22 protein-coding genes and 1 pseudogene are annotated in these 17,926 nt (G+C 38.9%); 9 read left to right on the top strand and 14 right to left on the bottom strand.

Annotation, left to right across the window (positions count from 1 at the left end; translation table 11 throughout):
* Positions 1-110: 110 nt before the first annotated feature.
* The 3 genes from N9I19_RS16920 to N9I19_RS16910 all read left to right on the top strand — a co-directional run bounded on the left by N9I19_RS16920 (position 111) and on the right by N9I19_RS16910 (position 2,572).
* The gene (locus N9I19_RS16920; protein ID WP_089364647.1) at positions 111-533 is read left to right on the top strand and encodes an HIT family protein; all 423 of its coding nucleotides are present in this window, start codon (positions 111-113) and stop codon (positions 531-533) included.
* A 290-nt stretch (positions 534-823) separates the two neighbouring features.
* Complete coding sequence (gene serC / locus N9I19_RS16915; RefSeq protein WP_089364648.1) at positions 824-1,927, top strand: 3-phosphoserine/phosphohydroxythreonine transaminase; 1,104 nt, start codon at positions 824-826, stop codon at positions 1,925-1,927.
* Between the two features lie 126 nt (positions 1,928-2,053).
* Positions 2,054-2,572, top strand: a complete 519-nt coding sequence (locus tag N9I19_RS16910) for a tryptophan transporter (protein WP_061462023.1) — start codon at positions 2,054-2,056, stop codon at positions 2,570-2,572.
* 98 nt (positions 2,573-2,670) lie between these two features.
* On the opposite strand, the gene yhzF is transcribed toward N9I19_RS16910, so the two are convergent.
* On the bottom strand, positions 2,671-2,850 hold the full coding sequence (gene yhzF, locus N9I19_RS25475) for a membrane protein YhzF (protein ID WP_061462022.1): 180 nt from the start codon (positions 2,848-2,850) through the stop codon (positions 2,671-2,673).
* Positions 2,851-3,168: 318 nt separating this feature from the next.
* On the opposite strand from yhzF, the gene N9I19_RS16905 reads away from it, so the two are divergent.
* Together N9I19_RS16905 and N9I19_RS16900 are read left to right on the top strand one after the other, a co-directional pair.
* Positions 3,169-3,531, top strand: a complete 363-nt coding sequence (locus N9I19_RS16905) for a YtxH domain-containing protein (RefSeq protein WP_317778473.1) — start codon at positions 3,169-3,171, stop codon at positions 3,529-3,531.
* Positions 3,532-3,710: 179 nt separating this feature from the next.
* Positions 3,711-4,289 (top strand): HTH-type transcriptional regulator Hpr, encoded by a 579-nt coding sequence (locus tag N9I19_RS16900; protein WP_061462020.1) that lies wholly within the window; start codon positions 3,711-3,713, stop codon positions 4,287-4,289.
* Positions 4,290-4,291: 2 nt separating this feature from the next.
* Here N9I19_RS16900 and N9I19_RS16895 read toward each other — a convergent pair whose 3' ends face one another.
* Positions 4,292-4,618, bottom strand: a complete 327-nt coding sequence (locus N9I19_RS16895) for a DUF1878 family protein (RefSeq protein WP_061462019.1) — start codon at positions 4,616-4,618, stop codon at positions 4,292-4,294.
* A 244-nt stretch (positions 4,619-4,862) separates the two neighbouring features.
* Here N9I19_RS16895 and N9I19_RS25275 point away from each other — a divergent pair, with 244 nt between their 5' ends.
* Together N9I19_RS25275 and N9I19_RS16890 are read left to right on the top strand one after the other, a co-directional pair.
* A complete protein-coding gene (locus tag N9I19_RS25275) occupies positions 4,863-5,402 on the top strand; it encodes a DUF3267 domain-containing protein (RefSeq protein ID WP_061462018.1) in 540 nt (179 codons plus the stop codon).
* 108 nt (positions 5,403-5,510) lie between these two features.
* The gene (locus N9I19_RS16890) at positions 5,511-5,693 is read left to right on the top strand and encodes a hypothetical protein (RefSeq protein ID WP_061462017.1); all 183 of its coding nucleotides are present in this window, start codon (positions 5,511-5,513) and stop codon (positions 5,691-5,693) included.
* A gap of 112 nt (positions 5,694-5,805) precedes the next feature.
* Here the strand turns inward: N9I19_RS16890 and N9I19_RS16885 are convergent, their stop codons facing one another.
* Both N9I19_RS16885 and N9I19_RS16880 read right to left on the bottom strand, forming a co-directional pair.
* Positions 5,806-5,889 carry a YjcZ family sporulation protein gene (locus tag N9I19_RS16885; protein WP_034314699.1) on the bottom strand — a complete coding sequence of 28 codons (84 nt, stop codon included), beginning with the start codon at positions 5,887-5,889 and terminating at the stop codon, positions 5,806-5,808.
* Positions 5,890-6,072: 183 nt separating this feature from the next.
* A complete protein-coding gene (locus tag N9I19_RS16880; RefSeq protein WP_061462015.1) occupies positions 6,073-6,156 on the bottom strand; it encodes a YjcZ family sporulation protein in 84 nt (27 codons plus the stop codon).
* Between the two features lie 199 nt (positions 6,157-6,355).
* Here N9I19_RS16880 and N9I19_RS16875 point away from each other — a divergent pair, with 199 nt between their 5' ends.
* Entirely contained in the window at positions 6,356-7,222 is an 867-nt protein-coding gene (locus tag N9I19_RS16875) for a peptidylprolyl isomerase (protein ID WP_089364650.1), read from the top strand.
* 57 nt (positions 7,223-7,279) lie between these two features.
* Here the strand turns inward: N9I19_RS16875 and N9I19_RS16870 are convergent, their stop codons facing one another.
* The 8 genes from N9I19_RS16870 to cysK all read right to left on the bottom strand — a co-directional run bounded on the left by N9I19_RS16870 (position 7,280) and on the right by cysK (position 16,314).
* Positions 7,280-7,462 carry a sporulation YhaL family protein gene (locus N9I19_RS16870; RefSeq protein WP_053344914.1) on the bottom strand — a complete coding sequence of 61 codons (183 nt, stop codon included), beginning with the start codon at positions 7,460-7,462 and terminating at the stop codon, positions 7,280-7,282.
* A 98-nt stretch (positions 7,463-7,560) separates the two neighbouring features.
* On the bottom strand, positions 7,561-8,499 hold the full coding sequence (gene yhaM, locus N9I19_RS16865) for a 3'-5' exoribonuclease YhaM (protein ID WP_061462013.1): 939 nt from the start codon (positions 8,497-8,499) through the stop codon (positions 7,561-7,563).
* A gap of 175 nt (positions 8,500-8,674) precedes the next feature.
* Positions 8,675-9,373: a (2Fe-2S)-binding protein gene (locus tag N9I19_RS16860; protein ID WP_317778472.1), complete on the bottom strand. Its 699-nt coding sequence runs from the start codon at positions 9,371-9,373 to the stop codon at positions 8,675-8,677.
* A complete protein-coding gene (locus N9I19_RS16855; protein WP_061462011.1) occupies positions 9,366-10,190 on the bottom strand; it encodes an ABC transporter ATP-binding protein in 825 nt (274 codons plus the stop codon). The genes N9I19_RS16860 and N9I19_RS16855 overlap by 8 nt, the downstream gene beginning before the upstream one ends.
* A 315-nt stretch (positions 10,191-10,505) precedes the next feature.
* Entirely contained in the window at positions 10,506-10,913 is a 408-nt protein-coding gene (locus tag N9I19_RS16850; protein ID WP_317778481.1) for a hypothetical protein, read from the bottom strand.
* Between the two features lie 40 nt (positions 10,914-10,953).
* Positions 10,954-13,974 (bottom strand): ATP-binding protein, encoded by a 3,021-nt coding sequence (locus N9I19_RS16845; RefSeq protein ID WP_317778471.1) that lies wholly within the window; start codon positions 13,972-13,974, stop codon positions 10,954-10,956.
* Between the two features lie 21 nt (positions 13,975-13,995).
* Positions 13,996-15,279 carry a metallophosphoesterase family protein gene (locus N9I19_RS16840; protein WP_317778470.1) on the bottom strand — a complete coding sequence of 428 codons (1,284 nt, stop codon included), beginning with the start codon at positions 15,277-15,279 and terminating at the stop codon, positions 13,996-13,998.
* A gap of 111 nt (positions 15,280-15,390) precedes the next feature.
* Positions 15,391-16,314 carry a cysteine synthase A gene (cysK, locus tag N9I19_RS16835; protein WP_317778469.1) on the bottom strand — a complete coding sequence of 308 codons (924 nt, stop codon included), beginning with the start codon at positions 16,312-16,314 and terminating at the stop codon, positions 15,391-15,393.
* Between the two features lie 332 nt (positions 16,315-16,646).
* Here cysK and N9I19_RS16830 point away from each other — a divergent pair, with 332 nt between their 5' ends.
* Positions 16,647-16,835 (top strand): YhzD family protein, encoded by a 189-nt coding sequence (locus N9I19_RS16830; RefSeq protein WP_317778468.1) that lies wholly within the window; start codon positions 16,647-16,649, stop codon positions 16,833-16,835.
* A 147-nt stretch (positions 16,836-16,982) separates the two neighbouring features.
* Here N9I19_RS16830 and N9I19_RS16825 read toward each other — a convergent pair.
* Positions 16,983-17,353, bottom strand: a pseudogene (locus tag N9I19_RS16825) (transposase); the annotation flags it as partial.
* A 92-nt stretch (positions 17,354-17,445) separates the two neighbouring features.
* Complete coding sequence (locus tag N9I19_RS16820; protein ID WP_317778467.1) at positions 17,446-17,604, bottom strand: YjcZ family sporulation protein; 159 nt, start codon at positions 17,602-17,604, stop codon at positions 17,446-17,448.
* Positions 17,605-17,926 lie beyond the last annotated feature (322 nt).

Here is a 17,926-nt window from a genome sequence, read left to right as displayed (position 1 = left end):
CAGGGTGCAACTTAATGTTGCATCCTGTTTTTATGATTTTTCCTTTTCCCAAGGATTCATGCTATGGTACGATTAACCAAATACATTAACTTCTAAAGGAGCGTTTTTTAATGAGTGATTGCATTTTCTGCAAAATAATCGATGGAGAAATACCAAGTACCAAAGTCTTCGAAAATGAACATGTACTGGCCTTTCTAGATATCAGTCAAGTAACAAAAGGCCATACCCTGGTAATACCTAAAGTACATAAGGAAAATCTATATGAGTTGACACCTGAAATTGCCAAGAATCTTTTTGAGGTGGTACCTGAAATTGCCCGCGCCATGAAACAGGAATTCCAACCTGTAGGCCTGAATCTTTTAAATAATAACGGGGAAGCCGCAGGACAGTCCGTTTTCCATTTTCATATGCATTTAATTCCTCGGCATGGGGAAGGTGACGGCTTTGGGGCTGTTTGGAAAACGAATACACGCGACTATACACCCGATGACCTGAAACAAATCGCTGACTCCATCGCACAGCATATTAAGTGAAATTTACGCTACCTATAAAGGGTTATTATCCACCTCCTAACTATTGGAATATTACAACTTACGTTCAACAATTTCTCTAAAATAGCTCAGTTATACGTGACAAAAAACACCCTAAATAGGTCCTCACTCAAAGTGAAGGACCTATTTATTTCCTCCTCTTCTATTACTTCCTATTTCATTTTTTTTATCTACCTAAAATTCTAAATTTTTCCCCTATTGAATTTAGTTTTCTGGTAGGATATAAATAGATTTAAACACTTTAACACATAGACGTATTAGGAGGAAAAAATTTGAAACGTGCACGCAATTTTAACGCTGGGCCAGCTGCCCTTCCCTTAGAAGTTTTACAAAGAGCCCAAAACGAATGGCTGAATATTGAGGATTCCGGAATGTCCGTCATGGAACTAAGCCATAGAAGTTCGGAATTCGAAAAAATTCATAACCATGCCATTCAATCATTAAAAGACCTTATGGAAATTCCTGAAAATTATGAAGTCCTTCTGCTGCAAGGAGGAGCAAGTCTACAATTTTCCATGATTCCCATGAACATTTTGAATGATGGAAAAAGGGCAGATTATGTCCTTACTGGTTCTTGGTCGGAAAAAGCATTAAAAGAAGCAAAAAAGGTTGGTAAAACGGCAGTAGTAGCTTCATCCAAAGATGAAAAATATACATTCATCCCTAAAGTTGCAGACATCGAATTGAATGATGATGCTGCATATCTTCATATCACAAGCAATAATACGATTTACGGAACACAATGGAAAGAATTCCCGGAAACTGGAAACATTCCTTTAGTAGCTGATATGTCAAGTGATATTCTCAGCAAAAAAATTGATGTTAGTAAATTCGGAATCATATATGCAGGTGCACAAAAGAATTTAGGTCCGTCGGGAATCACAGTCGTTATCATCCGTAAGGATTTAATAACGGATAATGAAAAAATCCCATCCATGATGAACTATTCTATCCATTCGAAAAATGATTCGTTATATAACACTCCTCCGACATTGGCAATTTACTTATTGTCCCTTGTGTTGGATTGGGCAAAAGAACAGGGTGGCGTGGAAAAGATTGCTGAAATCAATGAAGAAAAAGCAAAAGTCATTTACGATGCCATCGACGGCAGCAATGGCTTTTATAAAGGCCATGCCCTATCAGACAGCCGTTCATTCATGAATGTAACCTTCACGCTTCCGTCTGAAGAAGCTGAAGTTCAATTCCTTAAAGAAGTGAAGCAAGCCGGATTCGTAGGACTGAACGGTCACCGTTCTATCGGTGGCTGCAGAGCATCCATCTATAATGCTGTCCCTTTATCCCATTGTCAGGAGCTTGCGGATTTCATGAAGAAATTCCAGGAATCGTATAAAGCTAAGGAAGCTCAAACTCTTTAATTCAAACAAATATAACTTCTAAAAAAATAGGTCTTATGATATACTATTTTAAACTTCTTGCAACAGGCAATAGTGCATTGTTGAAGAAAAGATGTTAGTTGAGATGAGAATAGGAGAGATGAGTAAATGAAAACGAAAACCCTTGTGTCACTGTCCCTATTAATCGGGATTGGGGCTGCCCTGCATTTTATCATTCCTGGATTCTTCCTTGGAATGAAACCGGATATGATGCTGTTGATGATGTTTTTGGCGATCACGCTGTTTCCCGCGAAGAAGAATGTATTCATTGTCGCCTTGGCTGCTGGAGCCATCTCTGCCATGACAACTACATTTCCTGGTGGACAGATTCCAAATATCATAGACAAATTGGCAACAGCCTTTCTGTTTTACCTTTTATTCATCAGTCTTAAGAAATTTTCAACGTCCGTTGTCACGGTTAGTGTCTTGACTGCCGTAGGAACAATAATTTCCGGTGCTGTCTTCCTTGGTTCGGCTTATTATATCGTTTCCCTTCCAGGGCCTTTCGTTGCACTTTTCGGCGCTGTTGTGCTTCCTGCCGTACTGCTAAATACAGTTGCGATGGTCATCATTTATCCAATTGTGAACGGCATCGTAAGAAAATCTAATATACCTATTAATGCTTAAGCAGCAGAATCATCATATTTAAAAAAGCACCGGAATGTCCGGTGCTTTTTTTTCCACTCTTATGAATCTGGAGTCTAATCAGAATCATCCTCCAAGGATCAATGAATCAATATCCACATAAACCAAATCAAAAGCAGTAACCCTCCGGGAAGACCCATAGCGAAGGCTCTAGCCTGGAGCACCCTCTTAGGCGGATAGATGCCAGGAGTTTTTGCTTTTCGTAGAAAATACCCCATTCCGCACAAGCATATCAGGCCTAATAAAAAAATGATTTTCATTATTAACCCACCAGTGCCATCCATGTTCCGACAGCTTGTTTTTACTATCTATATGCTGTTCTTTCCTTTATATGAAGCATTTTTAATAAAGCTTCAAGTTATTTTTAAATATTATATATTTACTATCTAAGTTTAAAAAAATATTTTTGTGATATAAAGATAAAATGGTCTATACTCTTCCATAGGAATGAAAATTATGGTATTTTGATATCAATAGTATTTCTATCCCTATTTATCATAATTTCCAATTGATGCTTTTTTCAGCAGGGATTTAGACCATGTTAAGCGAAAACAATATTATAAAATGAGGTGATCCTAATGAAAGCAAAATCATTACTAATTGGCTTTTTAACCGGAACGGTCGTAGCGGGTGCAGCAACCTTACTTTCTACTCCAAGTTCAGGTAAAGACTTACGGACCCGCATCAAAACGAATACGGAAGAAATTAAGAATACAATTGATGAGTTAAAGGTAAAAATGCTAAATATTAAAGATGACACGATGGAAGCTACACAAATCAGCAAAGAAACGGTAAAAGCCTTCATTTCGGATGTTCAGGTCGTCATCGAGAACTGGAAGCAGGAAATCGAACCCAATAAGAATGAATTATTGAAGAACGTTCAAGAAATTGAAAATTCTTTAAAAGAATTGGAAGGGGTAATCCCTGCTTCCAAAAATTAATACACACAAGCTCGGTTCTCCATTTTTACCAATAAATCACATGGTTTATTACAGTGAAATGGAGAATTCAATTAAAAAAAATAAAATTTTCTAAAAATTTCGCAAATATTTTCTTTATTAATTTTTATTTTATTGTCATAATAAATATACAGAATCTTATAAGTAGGTGAGCCCATAATATGCAGAATAAAAATTATTCTATGAAAGAAGCAATGATTTTTAGTCAACGAATTGCACAATTAAGCAAAGCATTATGGAAATCGATTGAAAAAGATTGGCAGCAATGGATTAAGCCCTATGATTTAAATATCAATGAGCACCATATTCTTTGGATTGCCTACCATCTTAATGGCTCTTCCATTTCAGATGTTGCAAAATTTGGGGTCATGCATGTTTCTACGGCATTTAATTTTTCAAAAAAATTAGAAGAACGCGGGTTTTTAACTTTTTCAAAGAAAGAAAATGACAAAAGGAATACGTATATAGAGATCACCCCAGAAGGTGAAAAGCTTCTACTTGATTTAATGGAGACATATGACCCAAGTAAGAACTCTGCTTTCTCAGGTGCACTTCCACTTCGTGAGCTTTATGGGAAGTTTCCGGATATGATTGAAATGATGGCTGTCATACGTAATATATACGGTGAAGATTTCATGCAAATCTTTGAACGATCCTTCGATAACATTGATCAGGAATTTACTGACGTGGAGGGTAAAATCACAAAAAAAAAGATAGAGAAAGAAACTGAACCAGTTTAATCTCACACTCTATCCATTTCCTTCATGAATGATACATATAAACCTTGTGAGAGGCATGCATCAATGCATTCCTTTATGGTTATTCTTGGATTAACCTTTCTTTCAAATTGATTAAAAAGCGGTCGAAAGTTCATGTAACCTTCCGCTTTTTCTATTTCGTAGCGCTTGCTCAAGATATCACATGTTTCTAATAACTCTTCCGCTTCCTTCTTCGTGAAATTTTTTTCCACAAAAAGAAAGTCCAACTTGGCCTCCGGATTACGTATCATGTTTAATAAAAGCCGTTGATGAAAACGGAGTATTTCTATTTCTTCATTTATATTTTTCATACATCATTAATCCCCAATCAATCATTCAATTTTATCATAAAAGACTTAAAACCAATCAGATTTTCACGTTCAAAAAAAATCAGCCAAATCCATGTCCAAAACCCGGCCTTAAACGTCATTAATATTCATCCACTCTTAAGTGATTATTATCATAAAACTTAATCCAAGAATTCTATTGCTTTTTCCACCCATTCATCGTAATGTATGTAGGTAAATTCAACGGTCTTTGGAGGGCTGATTCTAAATGAATTCGTGGAAAACAATTGACGTGGCAAAACAATATGGGAATTGCCGTCTGATCTTATTTTCAGTTTTTACTATATTGATGTCTTTTGTTCTGATCTATACATTATTAAGTGTCTTTTCATCCCATGTTGTTTTGTATGACGATCAAACAATGGTATTTTTTAGCCTATTGCTCTTATTATATCCTGTTCACAAACTATTACACTATTTACCTTTACGATTTTTATGTAAAAAAGTAAAAACTTCTTGGTCCTTGAAGTGGAAACTTGTGCTTACATGCAGGGTCAATGTGCATTATCCGATTCGAAAGCACCTCTATCTCTTGACCCTTGTGTTACCTTTCTTCATTATGTCTGTCATATTGATTGGTTGTGCCCTTAGTTTTCCACATTACATCCATTATTTCACTATTTTATTATCCCTGCACACTGGATTATGCGTATCGGATTTTATTTATATAAAAAACCTGGTTGGTTCCCCAGGACATTCATTTATCGAAGAACATCTAGAAGGATACGATATACTTATTCAAAAGTGATTCCTTATCTATTCATAAAGATGCCTGATAAGATTTTTAGGTATCTTTTTTCATTATAATTTGGTATCGTATTTATACATGATGTTTTGCAAGGAGGGATTTTAGGTTTTGATCTCGTTCTGGTTTATTATTTTTGCTATTTTGATTCTTTATAATATTAATAGAATGACAAACTCTTTATGCATTCAAAAAGAAATTGCTGAAGACCGGCAGCCTAAAGTATTCAGGATCATTAATGTTTTAATTACTATTATGTTATTATCCTCCTATATTGAAATTTTGTATACGTAGAGATAAGCAACAAATGATGGCCATCATTTGTTACATACATTGGTGATACCCGGCGCATTATCCACATAAAGAAAAAGGGCGAAGCTGTCAGCTTCGCCTTTTGTTCATGAGTTTATAACCAAGAAGCTCCAATGATGACTAACAGGATGAAAAGAACGACAATTAGAGCAAAGCCTCCACCTATTCCTCCAGACATTGATCTTCCTCCCTTCCATTCTTAAGTAATAGCATTTTCATGCACACTCTTATATCCGCCAAAAGGAATCCATTCCTTTCATAGCTTGATAATCAATTCAATCTTTTTTGTAGCGGCTACCCTATCCTATTCAACTCCACGGCAAAAGGAGTGGGCTCTTTCCATTATTAATATTGCGAACTATTAGCAAAAGGATGCTCCTACAATTATTAATAAAATGAATAACACCACTAACAAAGCGAAACCTCCGTTAAATCCATTACTCATTATGCTACCTCCTTTTGGATGTCCTCGATTTATCATATGTAATGGTTCTTTATCTGGGTAGGCGTTCACCCATTTTCCAAAAATTCTTATTCAAACACCAATATATTATTTTTTGTAAACTAACCAGAATATGTTATAGTTAATTTTGTGGAAATACGAAGAATAGCAAACCAGAAACTTAAAACTAGGAGTTGTTTTTATGAAGAAATGGGCATTATCGATTGCTGTTACTGCAGGACTGATCGGACTTACAGCATGCAACAGCGACAAGGAAGCAGTCGTGGAAACTAAAGCGGGAGATATATCTAAAGAAGAACTTTACAATGTAATGAAAGACCGTTATGGTGATGCCGTCCTTCAAGAACTTATTTATGAAAAAGTTCTTTCCGAGAAATATACAGTAACGGATAAGGAAGTAAAAGCTAAAACGGACGAGCTTAAGAAACAAATGGGTGAAAATTTCCAAACTGCCCTGGCCTCTTCCGGATATAAGAGCGAAGATGATCTTAAACGTGCACTTAAAATCGGCATGCTTCAAGAAAAAGCAGCCGTTGCTGATATTAAAGTAAAAGAAGCTGACGTAAAAAAAGCTTATGAAGACTATAAACCACAAATCAAAGCGAGACATATTCTTGTAAAAGACAAAAAAACTGCTGACGAAGTTGAAGCTAAATTGGCCAAAGGCGAAGACTTCGCTAAACTTGCAAAAGAATATTCAACAGACACAGGCACAGCTGAAAAAGGCGGGGAGCTAGGCTGGTTCGGTCAAGGTGAAATGGTTCCTGCATTTGAAGAACAAGCTTACAAAATGAAGAAAAATGAAATCAGCAAACCGATTAAATCCGATTATGGCTACCACATCATCCAACTTCTTGATACAAAAGAAAAGAAACCATATAAAGATATGAAAAAAGATCTTGAGTATAAGTTGAAAGTCGCTCAAATTGACCAAGCTAAAGTTCAAGATATTTTGAATTCAGAAGTCAAAAAAGCTGACGTGAAGATTAAAGATAAAGATCTAAAAGATGCCATCACTTCTGGTGACGCAACTAAAGCTGAAAAATAATTGGATAGTAAAAAGCGACAGGCCATTGGCCTGTCGCTTTTTTTCTTATCATTCAAGCTATGCTCCCTGATTTATATCCTTTTTACGCCTCTCACGCTCTTCTTCCATACGTTCAATGTACTTCTGACCTTCCTTCTCAATCCATGCATCATCTATGAGGCGTTCCTGCCTAGCGGTCCAAATTGACATGACTGCACTGACGATTATTCCAATAAACACGAACCAGATCCAAATTGGCATGTCCATTCCCTCCCAAAAAATCTACTATACATTTAATAGAGGATATGCGTGAACAAAAAAAATATGCTTCTTTCTCCATCGAGAAAGAAGCATATTCATTAAAATGTTGGTTTATAGAATGAACGATTATCGAGCGCAAAGACTCTTTCCGTAAATTCACCCGGTTTCACTTTTTCCAAGGCGCGGTCCATCATATTTATCTTGGCATCCATATTATCAATATAATGTAACACTTCCGCTTCCCTCACCATTGGCGGTTTGGGGCTGCCCCATTCCGCTTTACCATGATGGCTTAATATCAAGTGCTTTAGAATCATGATTTCTTCTGCTTCAATGCCTAATTCCTCTGCAGCTTTACCGACTTCATTTACCATGATGGTGATATGCCCCAACAAGTTCCCTTCGACAGTGTAAACAGTCGACACAGGCCCAGATAGCTCATGTACCTTTCCAAGATCATGCAGGATGACTCCTGCATACAAAAGATCCCTGTTGAGCGAGGGATATAGGGTTGAAATGGCCTTAGCCAGCCCTAACATCGATACCACGTGATAGGCAAGTCCCGACATATACTCATGATGGTTCTTGGTGGCAGCAGGAAACGTCAGGAATTCATTCTGATATTTTTTAATGAGGTGCCTAGTCACCCTTTGGATATTCGGATTCCTCATTTCAAAAATGAATTGAGTGATGGTTTCCATCATTTCTTCTTGACTTAAAGGCGCCGTTTGAATTAAATCGGCTTTCGTGACGCCATCGGCATCTGATGTAAGTCTAATATTACGGATTTTCAATTGGCTGCGTCCCCGATAATTCTGGACTTCCCCCTGGACTTTCACCGTAGCTTCCGCACTGTATGTTTTCTCATCAGCCTCGGAAACATCCCATAGCTTTGCTTCGATTTCCCCGGTTTTATCACACAAAATCAATGTTAAAAACGGCTTTCCATTACTTGCAACCGCTTTTGTACTCGTTTTAATATACATATATATATCTACTACTTCACCAATTCCGTAGTGTATGATCCCATTTCCCATGCGACTGCCCCCGTTCAATTAAATATCAACATTATAACATATCAATCTAGTTAGTGCGTTTAGTTTTCGTTAATAAGTGACAGACAATTGAAAGGAAAAGACTAAGCTGCCGTCACTTTCACCCCACAGGAAAACCAGGCTTGAAATCAAGCCTGGTTTTCCATTCAGATCTATTTCAACAGTTCTTGTTCGGACAATACGCACACTTATCCTGGCCCTCAATTCGGAAATATAAACAGCATGTCACCCGTTTATAAGGATTCATGGACTCCGGAACATTTTTTTCCCCAATGAATCTTTTAAAAGGTGAACGTGTTTCAATATTCAGCCATGTTTCATCTTCAAGCAGCCTTTCAATGTCCCTTCCAACCCGCGTCTTTATATCTGTCTGCTTCAGTAACTCACTATACATCCAGATCGTGTAGCTCCAAATATTTTCCCAAAGTACAAGTCTCGATATTTTAGTAGTTCCGGAAAATGTGCGAATGGCATCCGCTCCAAAGCTGCTTAATATGGAATGTAGGGCAGAAGAGCTTTCCTTTTCCGGAACATTGCTCCACCTGTTAATTTTCAGCAAAAAACCTGGAAGCCAATGTTCATCTTCTGGATCATCCAAAACGCCAATATCCTGAAGTGTGCCTTCCCAGATAAGCCGATGTTTGCTGAACATGTAAAATTGTGCCGTGACAAAAAAAGCATAACGTCTGAACCACATTGAAATTGCTATTCTTGACGTTTCCGCCCCAGACCGGGCTTGTGCATACTCAATTAGCTCATCAACATGATTGAAAGTCTTGGAAACCTTGGCATCATCTCGAAACGATATGCGATATCCTTGCAGCTCTTTTTCAATAGATGGTGAGAGGTTATGCATTGGCCAGCGCTTTCACCTGACTTCGAGCGTAACGGCCTTTACCAAACGGGATGCACATGGGACTGCCGAAAATTGGATCAAAAGAAATTTGACACTCCATGCCGAATACATGCTGCACCAAGTCAGGCGTGATGATATCCTCTGGCCGACCTTGAGCATGTATCGCTCCGTCTTTAAGTGCCACCAGGTTATCCGCATAACGGCAAGCTAAATTCAAATCATGAAGCACCATCACGATCGTTCTGTTCTCAAACTCATTCAACTCGAATAATAAGTCCAAAATCTCGATTTGGTGGGTCATATCAAGATATGTAGTCGGTTCATCCAACAAAATGATGTCCGTATCCTGAGCCAGAGTCATCGCTATCCATGCGCGTTGCTTCTGACCTCCCGATAATTCATCGACTGCACGATCTTTCAATTCAGTCAGGTTCGTTGCTTCAATTGCCTTTTGAACTTTTTCTTCATCCATGGAGCTCCACTGTTTTAACCAACTTTGATAAGGATATCTTCCTTGTTTAACAAGTTGATAGACTGTGAGTCCTTCAGGAGCAACAGGCGACTGCGGAAGGATCGCCATCTTTCTTGCTACATCCTTCGATGACATGGTTGAAATCGCTTTGCCTTCAAGTAAAACTGAGCCGGATTGAGGTTTTAACAAGCGGGCAACCGACCTTAGCAGTGTTGATTTTCCACACCCATTAGCACCGATGAACACGGTGATCTCCCCATCGGGTATTTTTATATTCATATCATTTATAATTAATTTATCACCATAACCGAGCGATAAAGACTGTGTGTTAATAGCTGGTCGCATTAAAATACTCCCCTTTTAGTCTAATAATACCAGTTTAATGAAAATGATTCTCACTGTCAATCTTAAAAAAGAATATATCCAAAATTTCGTGTCCATTCCTCTCAAATGAATCATAAAGTGTCACTCAATTAAAGATATAGCTTTCTTTGGAAACATTAATGTAAAAAAATCCAGTCCATTACCCTATCATTACCACTTGCCTTTAGCTTCCGCACAAACGATTCATTAGTACATGTTCCCCCTTTAGGGCAATCACCTGTTTGAACTTTCAAACTCCATTTAGATAAAAAAAAAACCCTCCATTTGGAGAGCTTTTTAACAGACCAGCAGGCGGTTAGTGCAATGTGCCAGGGATTCATCTCTAATGAAGGTAAATAAAGCCTGATCGATAAAAGGGACTAATCCTTCTGCGATGTTCCAGGCATTGACCTCTATTTGATAAAGGATTTCTGATTTTCCTGTATTGTATAGCTCCTCACTCAGCAAAGCAAGGTCGGGGTCTAACGCGTGGCCCATCTCATGTGTGAGAATCACCCATGTATATTCCTCGAGCCTCTGAAGCGAGCCTAGGGAGCGTTCACACTGAATTTCGATATCTCTCCTATACAAAGTGATCGTATGCCCTTCGGCAGAATATTTTCCCCCAACACATCGTCTATCAGGAAACTCCTTTTCGATGATTAACTCTAGGGAAGAATCATGGTGGCCTATAAACTCATTCATATTCAATGACTTCACTCTCTTTTTTATAGTTTAAATCCCATTATATTTTGGGGATGATCAAATCATTCCTATTTTGGCGCAATACGGGACTGGATAGATGAATTACTTGATTTTCAGTAAAGTGTTCCACTACATGTCGATGACACGTAAAAAAGAAAATTTGCCGCTTTTCCGATACCTTTTTCAATAACTCAAGCGTCCGTTTTGTCCTTTCCTCATCAAAATTGACGAAACTATCATCAATGATGAGAGGGAATGAATCATTTTCAAAAGTGTGATCAGCAAGTGCGAGCCTTAGGGAAACATATATTTGCTCTGCTGTCCCGCGGCTGACCTCTTCAACCCTGAAACTCAAGCCATCACTTCGCTGTACCCAAATTCCTTCTCCCGACTGGTCAAGGATGATTTTCCGGTAGCTTCCATTCGTTAAAAAGGCAAAATGCCGCTCTGCATCGGCGATGACCTTCGGAAGGCGTTCCCTTTTATATCGGTCCAAGGTTTTATTCAATAAGCTTTTGGCTATTGCCAATTTCGCCCATTCCTTCGCTTCTTCGTTAAACGCAGCCCTGTCTTCATAAAAACGATGAAGTAGGTCATCATGAATCCCTGAAGCTTCAAGCTGTTTTATCCTATGCTTCGCATCCGACTGTTTCTCTAATAAAAGTGATTTCACCTTTACAGAATCCTTCCGTTTCCGTTCCAAGTTTTCAAATGTATATGTGGTGATCCCCTGTTTTAGGTAAGTTTGGATTTGATCAGGCAGCATTCTCGATTGTCCAATTTGAATGGTAATCAAATCAAGTTGTTTTTGGAAAGTGATTTTCTTTTCGGACAAGGCGGCGTCATGTCTGAACTCTTCCTCACCCTTTACCTTCGCTATCTCAAAAAGCTGTTCCATTTCCGCATCGAGATAGTCTTTTTCCATCGTCAACTGCTCGATTTCGTTCGCCAAACGACTCCGTTCCTGCATCCATTGCGTTAATTGAACGGAGAATTCAACCGTTTTATTCATTTCCCGTTTCAAAAGGCTAATCGCTTCCCGCCATGTGGCAGGTTCGAAATCAAGGCTGTATGCAAAATGAAATAAAGCCTTCGATTTACCTTCAAACTCTGTATGTAGAAATTGGAACCGCTTGATTGTTTCATATTTTCTGTCAACGGCTTCCTTCCATTTCTCAAGCAGTTCAAATACAAATTCAAGATTGTATTCCATTCCGGGATAAGACATGCCCCAACCGCTTAGAATGTCTCTTACCTCTTTTTCCAATCGGTCCCTGCCAGCTTCCCAAGCGGTATATTCCTGAATCGTCGATTCAAACGCTTCCTCTCTTTCTTCATACTTGAACCTTTCACTTTCAAGCCGCCTTTGGAGACGTCGGTCCAGTTCAAGCAACTGTCCTATCGACTCCCCTTCACTCACTCGATTGGTTTCACTTCCAATTGCAGCCCTTTTCCTTTTCATCTCATCCAATTGCCGGATATACCATGACAATATATCATCACCTTTGAAGAGGGACCTGGAAACCGCAAACAGAACAGCCATGGCTAGAAGTATAATCCCCAACAAAATCTGTTCACTGAAATAACTTCCAATCGCACCTAAACAAAGAAGTACTATTAAACTGCCATTCATGATAAGTGAACGTTTACGGTTATGCGCTCCCTTCTTTCTCTGTAAAGCCAATTGCTTTTCAAGCTCGAGTATTTGTTCATCAAGAATAAGGGATTGTGCTGCTTCAAATTCGATGTTATTCTGCTTGTTGTATAAGGACTCCAGCTCGATTCTTTTTTCATCTGGCAGTAACTGGGCCTTTATCTCCTTCAAGCGGGATTCTGTAGTTTCCAGACTTCCCTTTTGCTGTCCATATTTCTCATCAAGCTGTTTTTTATCATTTTGAAGTTGATGCTTTTCCCTCTCCGTCCTTTTGACCTTTTCCTTCATAAAACTACTGATATCAAGTTTTCTTATTTCATCATCAGAAACATCCAAGAATAATTGCTGCTTCACCTTTTCGATATTCTTTTCTTCCATCAGCCTATCATGTTCCGCTTTTCTTATATCCAGCTCAAGCTTCTCCAGCAATGTTCCTTGATCGATAGCATGCTCAATCTGATCTTTATGTTCCTTGATGAAAGGATTGATTTCGATTTCCGTGAGATTCCCTTCAAGTTTGGCCATCTTATCCGTCAATGCGGCCAGTTGGGCTTTCATGGGCATTCCAACTGCCTGAAACTGTTCAAGTCTTTTTAAACCATCGACAGGAAAACTTACATCCTTGATTTTACTTATTTCGGTTTCAAGGTCCTCCTGTTCTTCAACCAAGGGCTTAATTCGCAGAAAAGTACTCACGTTAACAAGGTTTTCTTCAATCTCTTGAATATCTATCGTGACTTTAGAGAGCTCCTCCTTAAGTTTTGCTTCTTCCTGCAGTAATGCCGTATATGACTGCTGTTCTTCTTCTGATGCTTTTACCTTTTTCTGCAATTCCTTAAGTTCTTTCAACCTCACATTCAGTAAAGGTTTTTGGCCTGATGGCTTGAACCTTAAATCGAGCTCCTTTTGCAATTTCGTTTCGGCTTCAAGAAGTTTATCATTCCCAATAAGCCCAGCTGAAAGCAGATATTTACTCATGGTCCCTTCACTTAGTGTATGTAATCCCTGCAGACCTTGAAGGTCGAAAGAAAAAATGGCTTGGTAATAGTTTTTATCAACGCCATGGAGAATTTCATTCAATTCTTCCTCGCCGCCAACCCTTCCATCTTCGAAGGTCAATTTCACATCACCAGTAGCTTTTCCCTTCACACGCTCAATGACGATTTCCCCATCATTTTTTGTTATGAGACTGAGCCTTCCCCCATATTTGGCATGCATTTTGGGCTCGTAACGCGGTTCGTTTTGAACCTTTGTCGGAAAACCAAACAGCATACTATGAATGAAGGACATGATGGTTGACTTGCCCGATTCATTTTCCCCAAAGAAAACCTGCAGCTGTCCCAATTCAGGAAAACGCTGATTTTCCAGTTTGCCGTAACCATAAACATAGAGGTCTTTAATAATCAAATCCGTTCCTCCTCCCTACATTCATTTATTCGCTTCAAAAACTTGCAAAAGCCATCTTTCCGCTTCATCCAAAAGCTCCCTCTGCTCTTCCGGCTCTATTGAATCAAGAAACCTTCTTGCACCCGGATGAATATAAAGCGGGGCCAGAGCAGCATCCGTATCATCAAATTCAGATGCAAGCATTGATACCTCAGCCATAAAGGGCGATATTCTTTCATTTGACCTAATCATCGGCATGGACTGGATGACTTTGATTTTATACACCCAGATAAACGATTCGCCTTGCTCCTCATCCTGCAAAATCTGGTTTAATTCCTCAAGATATTCCCCGGAAGGGCCTGCTGCGTCACCTGCATCCAGCTTCAATTCCAAAAGAAAGCTTCTCCCATCGAAACCCTTCTGTTCAACTACTTCCTTGCATTGTTTGAACAGGGCATCAAATCCACCTTCCGCGGATATTTCAATTGTTTCGCTTTCCCATATCACCTCAGAGGTCTCAATAAAGGAACGGCGCTTCGTGTCTCCGTCAAATTCGACGAGAAGGCACCCTTTAACGCCAGATTCCTTTCGATTCCTGCCTTGAATATTCCCTGGGTAAATCACCAGCGGATCTTCTGATACTACCTGATGTTTATGAATATGGCCTAATGCCCAGTAATCGAAATCTTTAGCAGCTAGTTCCTTCAATGAAAAAGGGGCGTATGGGCTATGTTCGGAATTGCCTTCCAAATTCCCATGAAGCAGACCTATATGATAATCGGCCCCTTCAGCTTTTATGTAGGTTTCAATCATTCTCTCCCTTACGTGACGACGTGGATAACTGAATCCATAAAGGTGGACAGTCGTCCCATCGATTTTTTCAAACCGTTTCACTTCCGTTTTCCCTGAAAATACGTGGACATTATCCGGCAGCTCCACAGTAGTCCATGAGCCGCTGAGATGATCATGGTTACCATGAATGATATAAGCAGGGATCTGATGCTGCTGGAGTTTTTCCATTTCAGCTCGAAACCGGACCTGTGTCCGGAGACTACGATTTTCCCCATCAAATAGATCCCCCGATAACACGATAAAGTCAACCTGATGGGAAATTGCTTCATTAATGATAGTTTTAAAAGCTTTAAACGGACTGTCCCTTAATTCCTTTAATATAGATGTCGGCATATCCTTCAACCCTGAAAAGGGACTATCCAAATGGAGATCTGCCGCATGAATGAACTTCACACCGCTCAAAGTTATCACCTCGATTTCTTTCAACATTTCACATTTAATTTTAACACGTACAGAACATACTTTCCCATACATTATTATTTTAATCCGGCATTTGGTACCTGGTTATTCCAGTATGGGCAAATTCATTAGGAAAAAGACCGAATGGCGTGAACATTGTTTCATGCACGGCATTCGGTCTTTTCTTTATTTAAAAATATCCATACTTAAATATCGTTCACCATTATCCGGTGCAATGCATAATACTCGTTTGCCACTTCCAAGACGACGGGCTTCCTGCAGGGCAGTCCAAACAGAAGCACCTCCTGAAGGTCCAATCAATATACCTTCCTTTGAAGCCAAATCCTTCATGGTGGAAATCGCATCTTCATCTGCCGCTTGAACGATTTCATCAAATACCTCTGTATTTAAAATATTGGGGATAAAACCAGGGCTCGTACCCACTAACTTATGAGGACCAGGCTTTCCGCCGGAAAGAACTGGGGAACCCTTAGGCTCGACAACGACAACCTTTAACTCCGGCAGATGCTCTTTTAAGGCTTCACCTGTACCGGTTATCGTTCCTCCCGTTCCAGCAGTAGCGACAAACACATCCAGGTTTCCATCCATCTGATCCAAAATCTCGACTGCTGTCGTCACTCTGTGAATATCAGGATTGGCTTGGTTTTCGAATTGCTGCGGAATAAAGCTATTAGGAATCTCTGCGGCAAGTTCCTCTGCTTTACGAATGGCTCCAGGCATCCGCTCTAATGCAGGGGTGAGGACAACTTCCGCTCCGTATGCCTTTAAGATATTGATTCTTTCTTTCGACATATTATCCGGCATGACCATAATGGCACGATACCCCTTTGCAGCGGCATTCATAGCAAGTCCAATTCCTGTATTCCCTGATGTTGGTTCAATGATCGTGGCCCCGGATTGAATGATACCATCCAATTCAGCCTGCCTAATTAAGTTGAAGGCAGCCCGATCTTTTACGCTGCGGCTCGGATTGAAATATTCAAGTTTCACAAATACTTCAGCGTCACCCTCCGCTGTTAAATGATTAATCCTAACAACAGGTGTATCTCCTATCAATTCAGTGATATTATTAACGATTTTTACCGTCATTCAAAAAATCCCCCTTCGATCCATACACTTCCTACCTTTTACTCAGGTTTATTATATCATTTATGATTTTTCATTTTAAGGAGAGAATTCCTCTAGTATAAATAGGTTTTGTTTTCATTCTTTCCAAACTTAAAGGAAGAAACCATTAAATTAGTTCGATATAGTTATTTCCCATCATTTTTCAAGATATTTTGCTACTTATCAATATTCCCTGTCTTAATACATTCCCCACATAACAATAGTCAAAATTGACAGATAATGATAAGATTTTTATAACAGTACCTATCTTTAGAAAATAGACAGAATTATATTTGATAAGGGAGTTTTTGAAAATGAGCAAAATATACAAATTAACCGTTTTTGAACCATCAGGGGAAAAACTATTGGATGAATCATTTACAGCCGAGAATGATGAACAAGCAAAAGAATTGGGACAAAATCTATTGAATGAAAAAAACTATCAAGATCAAACACATCGCTGTACATCACCTTCAGGCGCGCTATTGCTGTTTCATCGCTGATTGAAAGTGGAAGCGCCATCATTTAGTGCGTGATCCAGTTTTCCACATCCTCCTTTTAAACTATATAGAGAAAGGCCGTCACTTTAGGCACTTATTTGCTCAGACTGTAGACAACTTGATCTGACCCAATAAAGTTAGACAAATAGTTTAAGCAGGTTCTAAAACCTGAGTTCGGTATCTATCGGACTCAGGTCTTTTAATTTTACCTTCATTCGTTTGTGGTTATAGTAATGAATATAATCATCTAATTCCTTTTCAAAGTGCTCCATGCTTTCAAACTCTTGGAGATAAAGCCATTCGGATTTTAACAAGCCAAAGAAGTTTTCCATGACTGCGTTATCTAAACAATTTCCCTTACGGGACATGCTTTGTATAATGTGGGAATCTTTTAATGTTTTTTGATACTTCTTCATTTGATAATGCCACCCTTGATCAGATTGGAGGATGACTGTATCTTCTGGTTTTAGGTGTTTAATCGCCTCATCTAACATATCTCCAACAAGTTTATAAACGTGCCGTTTCAAACTAATATCTCTTTTTAAAAATATGATTAAGCTTACTTTAAATAAAAAAATCCGACCAATTGAGGTCGGTTTTTTTTTATAATGTTTTAGCAGTATCCGCCATATCCGCCGCCATATCCGCCGCCGTACCCGCCGGCACAACTACATCCAACAATGATTAAGAGTATAAACAATACGACTATAAAGGCGAAACCTCCACCAAATCCAAAACCGCCACCGCCACAACTATTGCCACAACCTGACATATCTAAACATCTCCTTATTGTTAAGGAAGAACTCAAATGGGTTATATAATCTTATGCCCTAATCTGGAAAAAGTTACTGATTGGCAAGCCTTTTAAATGTGCGATTCTTTACATTATCGTATATTTAAATTTATTAAACTTGAACAAGAAATGCCTAAATTAATGGAGAAGGAGGAATTAATGCATTACAGCTGTCCAACTTTGATTATCGCAGGAGAAAAAGATATCTTTTTCCCAGCCAATCGATTAAACAAAGTAGCAAGAGAAATCATATCCTAAGAACTTCCGCTTCTTCAACCTGAATTTCAAGCTCATTTTCAAT

It is taken from the genome of Peribacillus sp. CSMR9 (assembly GCF_033141925.1).
Lineage (GTDB): Bacteria > Bacillota > Bacilli > Bacillales > DSM-1321 > Peribacillus > Peribacillus simplex_A.
This window is presented reverse-complemented; position numbering and strand designations above follow the sequence as displayed.

Coding starts and splice junctions, on each gene's coding strand:
- N9I19_RS16920 (WP_089364647.1), top strand. CDS start 111: ATGAGTGATTGCATTTTCTGCAAAATAATCGATGGAGAAATACCAAGT.
- N9I19_RS16910 (WP_061462023.1), top strand. CDS start 2,054: ATGAAAACGAAAACCCTTGTGTCACTGTCCCTATTAATCGGGATTGGG.
- yhzF (WP_061462022.1), bottom strand. CDS start 2,850: ATGAAAATCATTTTTTTATTAGGCCTGATATGCTTGTGCGGAATGGGG.
- N9I19_RS16905 (WP_317778473.1), top strand. CDS start 3,169: ATGAAAGCAAAATCATTACTAATTGGCTTTTTAACCGGAACGGTCGTA.
- N9I19_RS16900 (WP_061462020.1), top strand. CDS start 3,711: ATGCAGAATAAAAATTATTCTATGAAAGAAGCAATGATTTTTAGTCAA.
- N9I19_RS16895 (WP_061462019.1), bottom strand. CDS start 4,618: ATGAAAAATATAAATGAAGAAATAGAAATACTCCGTTTTCATCAACGG.
- N9I19_RS25275 (WP_061462018.1), top strand. CDS start 4,863: ATGAATTCGTGGAAAACAATTGACGTGGCAAAACAATATGGGAATTGC.
- N9I19_RS16885 (WP_034314699.1), bottom strand. CDS start 5,889: ATGTCTGGAGGAATAGGTGGAGGCTTTGCTCTAATTGTCGTTCTTTTC.
- N9I19_RS16880 (WP_061462015.1), bottom strand. CDS start 6,156: ATGAGTAATGGATTTAACGGAGGTTTCGCTTTGTTAGTGGTGTTATTC.
- N9I19_RS16875 (WP_089364650.1), top strand. CDS start 6,356: ATGAAGAAATGGGCATTATCGATTGCTGTTACTGCAGGACTGATCGGA.
- N9I19_RS16870 (WP_053344914.1), bottom strand. CDS start 7,462: ATGCCAATTTGGATCTGGTTCGTGTTTATTGGAATAATCGTCAGTGCA.
- yhaM (WP_061462013.1), bottom strand. CDS start 8,499: ATGGGAAATGGGATCATACACTACGGAATTGGTGAAGTAGTAGATATA.
- N9I19_RS16860 (WP_317778472.1), bottom strand. CDS start 9,373: ATGCATAACCTCTCACCATCTATTGAAAAAGAGCTGCAAGGATATCGC.
- N9I19_RS16855 (WP_061462011.1), bottom strand. CDS start 10,190: ATGCGACCAGCTATTAACACACAGTCTTTATCGCTCGGTTATGGTGAT.
- N9I19_RS16850 (WP_317778481.1), bottom strand. CDS start 10,913: ATGAATGAGTTTATAGGCCACCATGATTCTTCCCTAGAGTTAATCATC.
- N9I19_RS16840 (WP_317778470.1), bottom strand. CDS start 15,279: ATGTATGGGAAAGTATGTTCTGTACGTGTTAAAATTAAATGTGAAATG.
- cysK (WP_317778469.1), bottom strand. CDS start 16,314: ATGACGGTAAAAATCGTTAATAATATCACTGAATTGATAGGAGATACA.
- N9I19_RS16830 (WP_317778468.1), top strand. CDS start 16,647: ATGAGCAAAATATACAAATTAACCGTTTTTGAACCATCAGGGGAAAAA.
- N9I19_RS16820 (WP_317778467.1), bottom strand. CDS start 17,604: ATGTCAGGTTGTGGCAATAGTTGTGGCGGTGGCGGTTTTGGATTTGGT.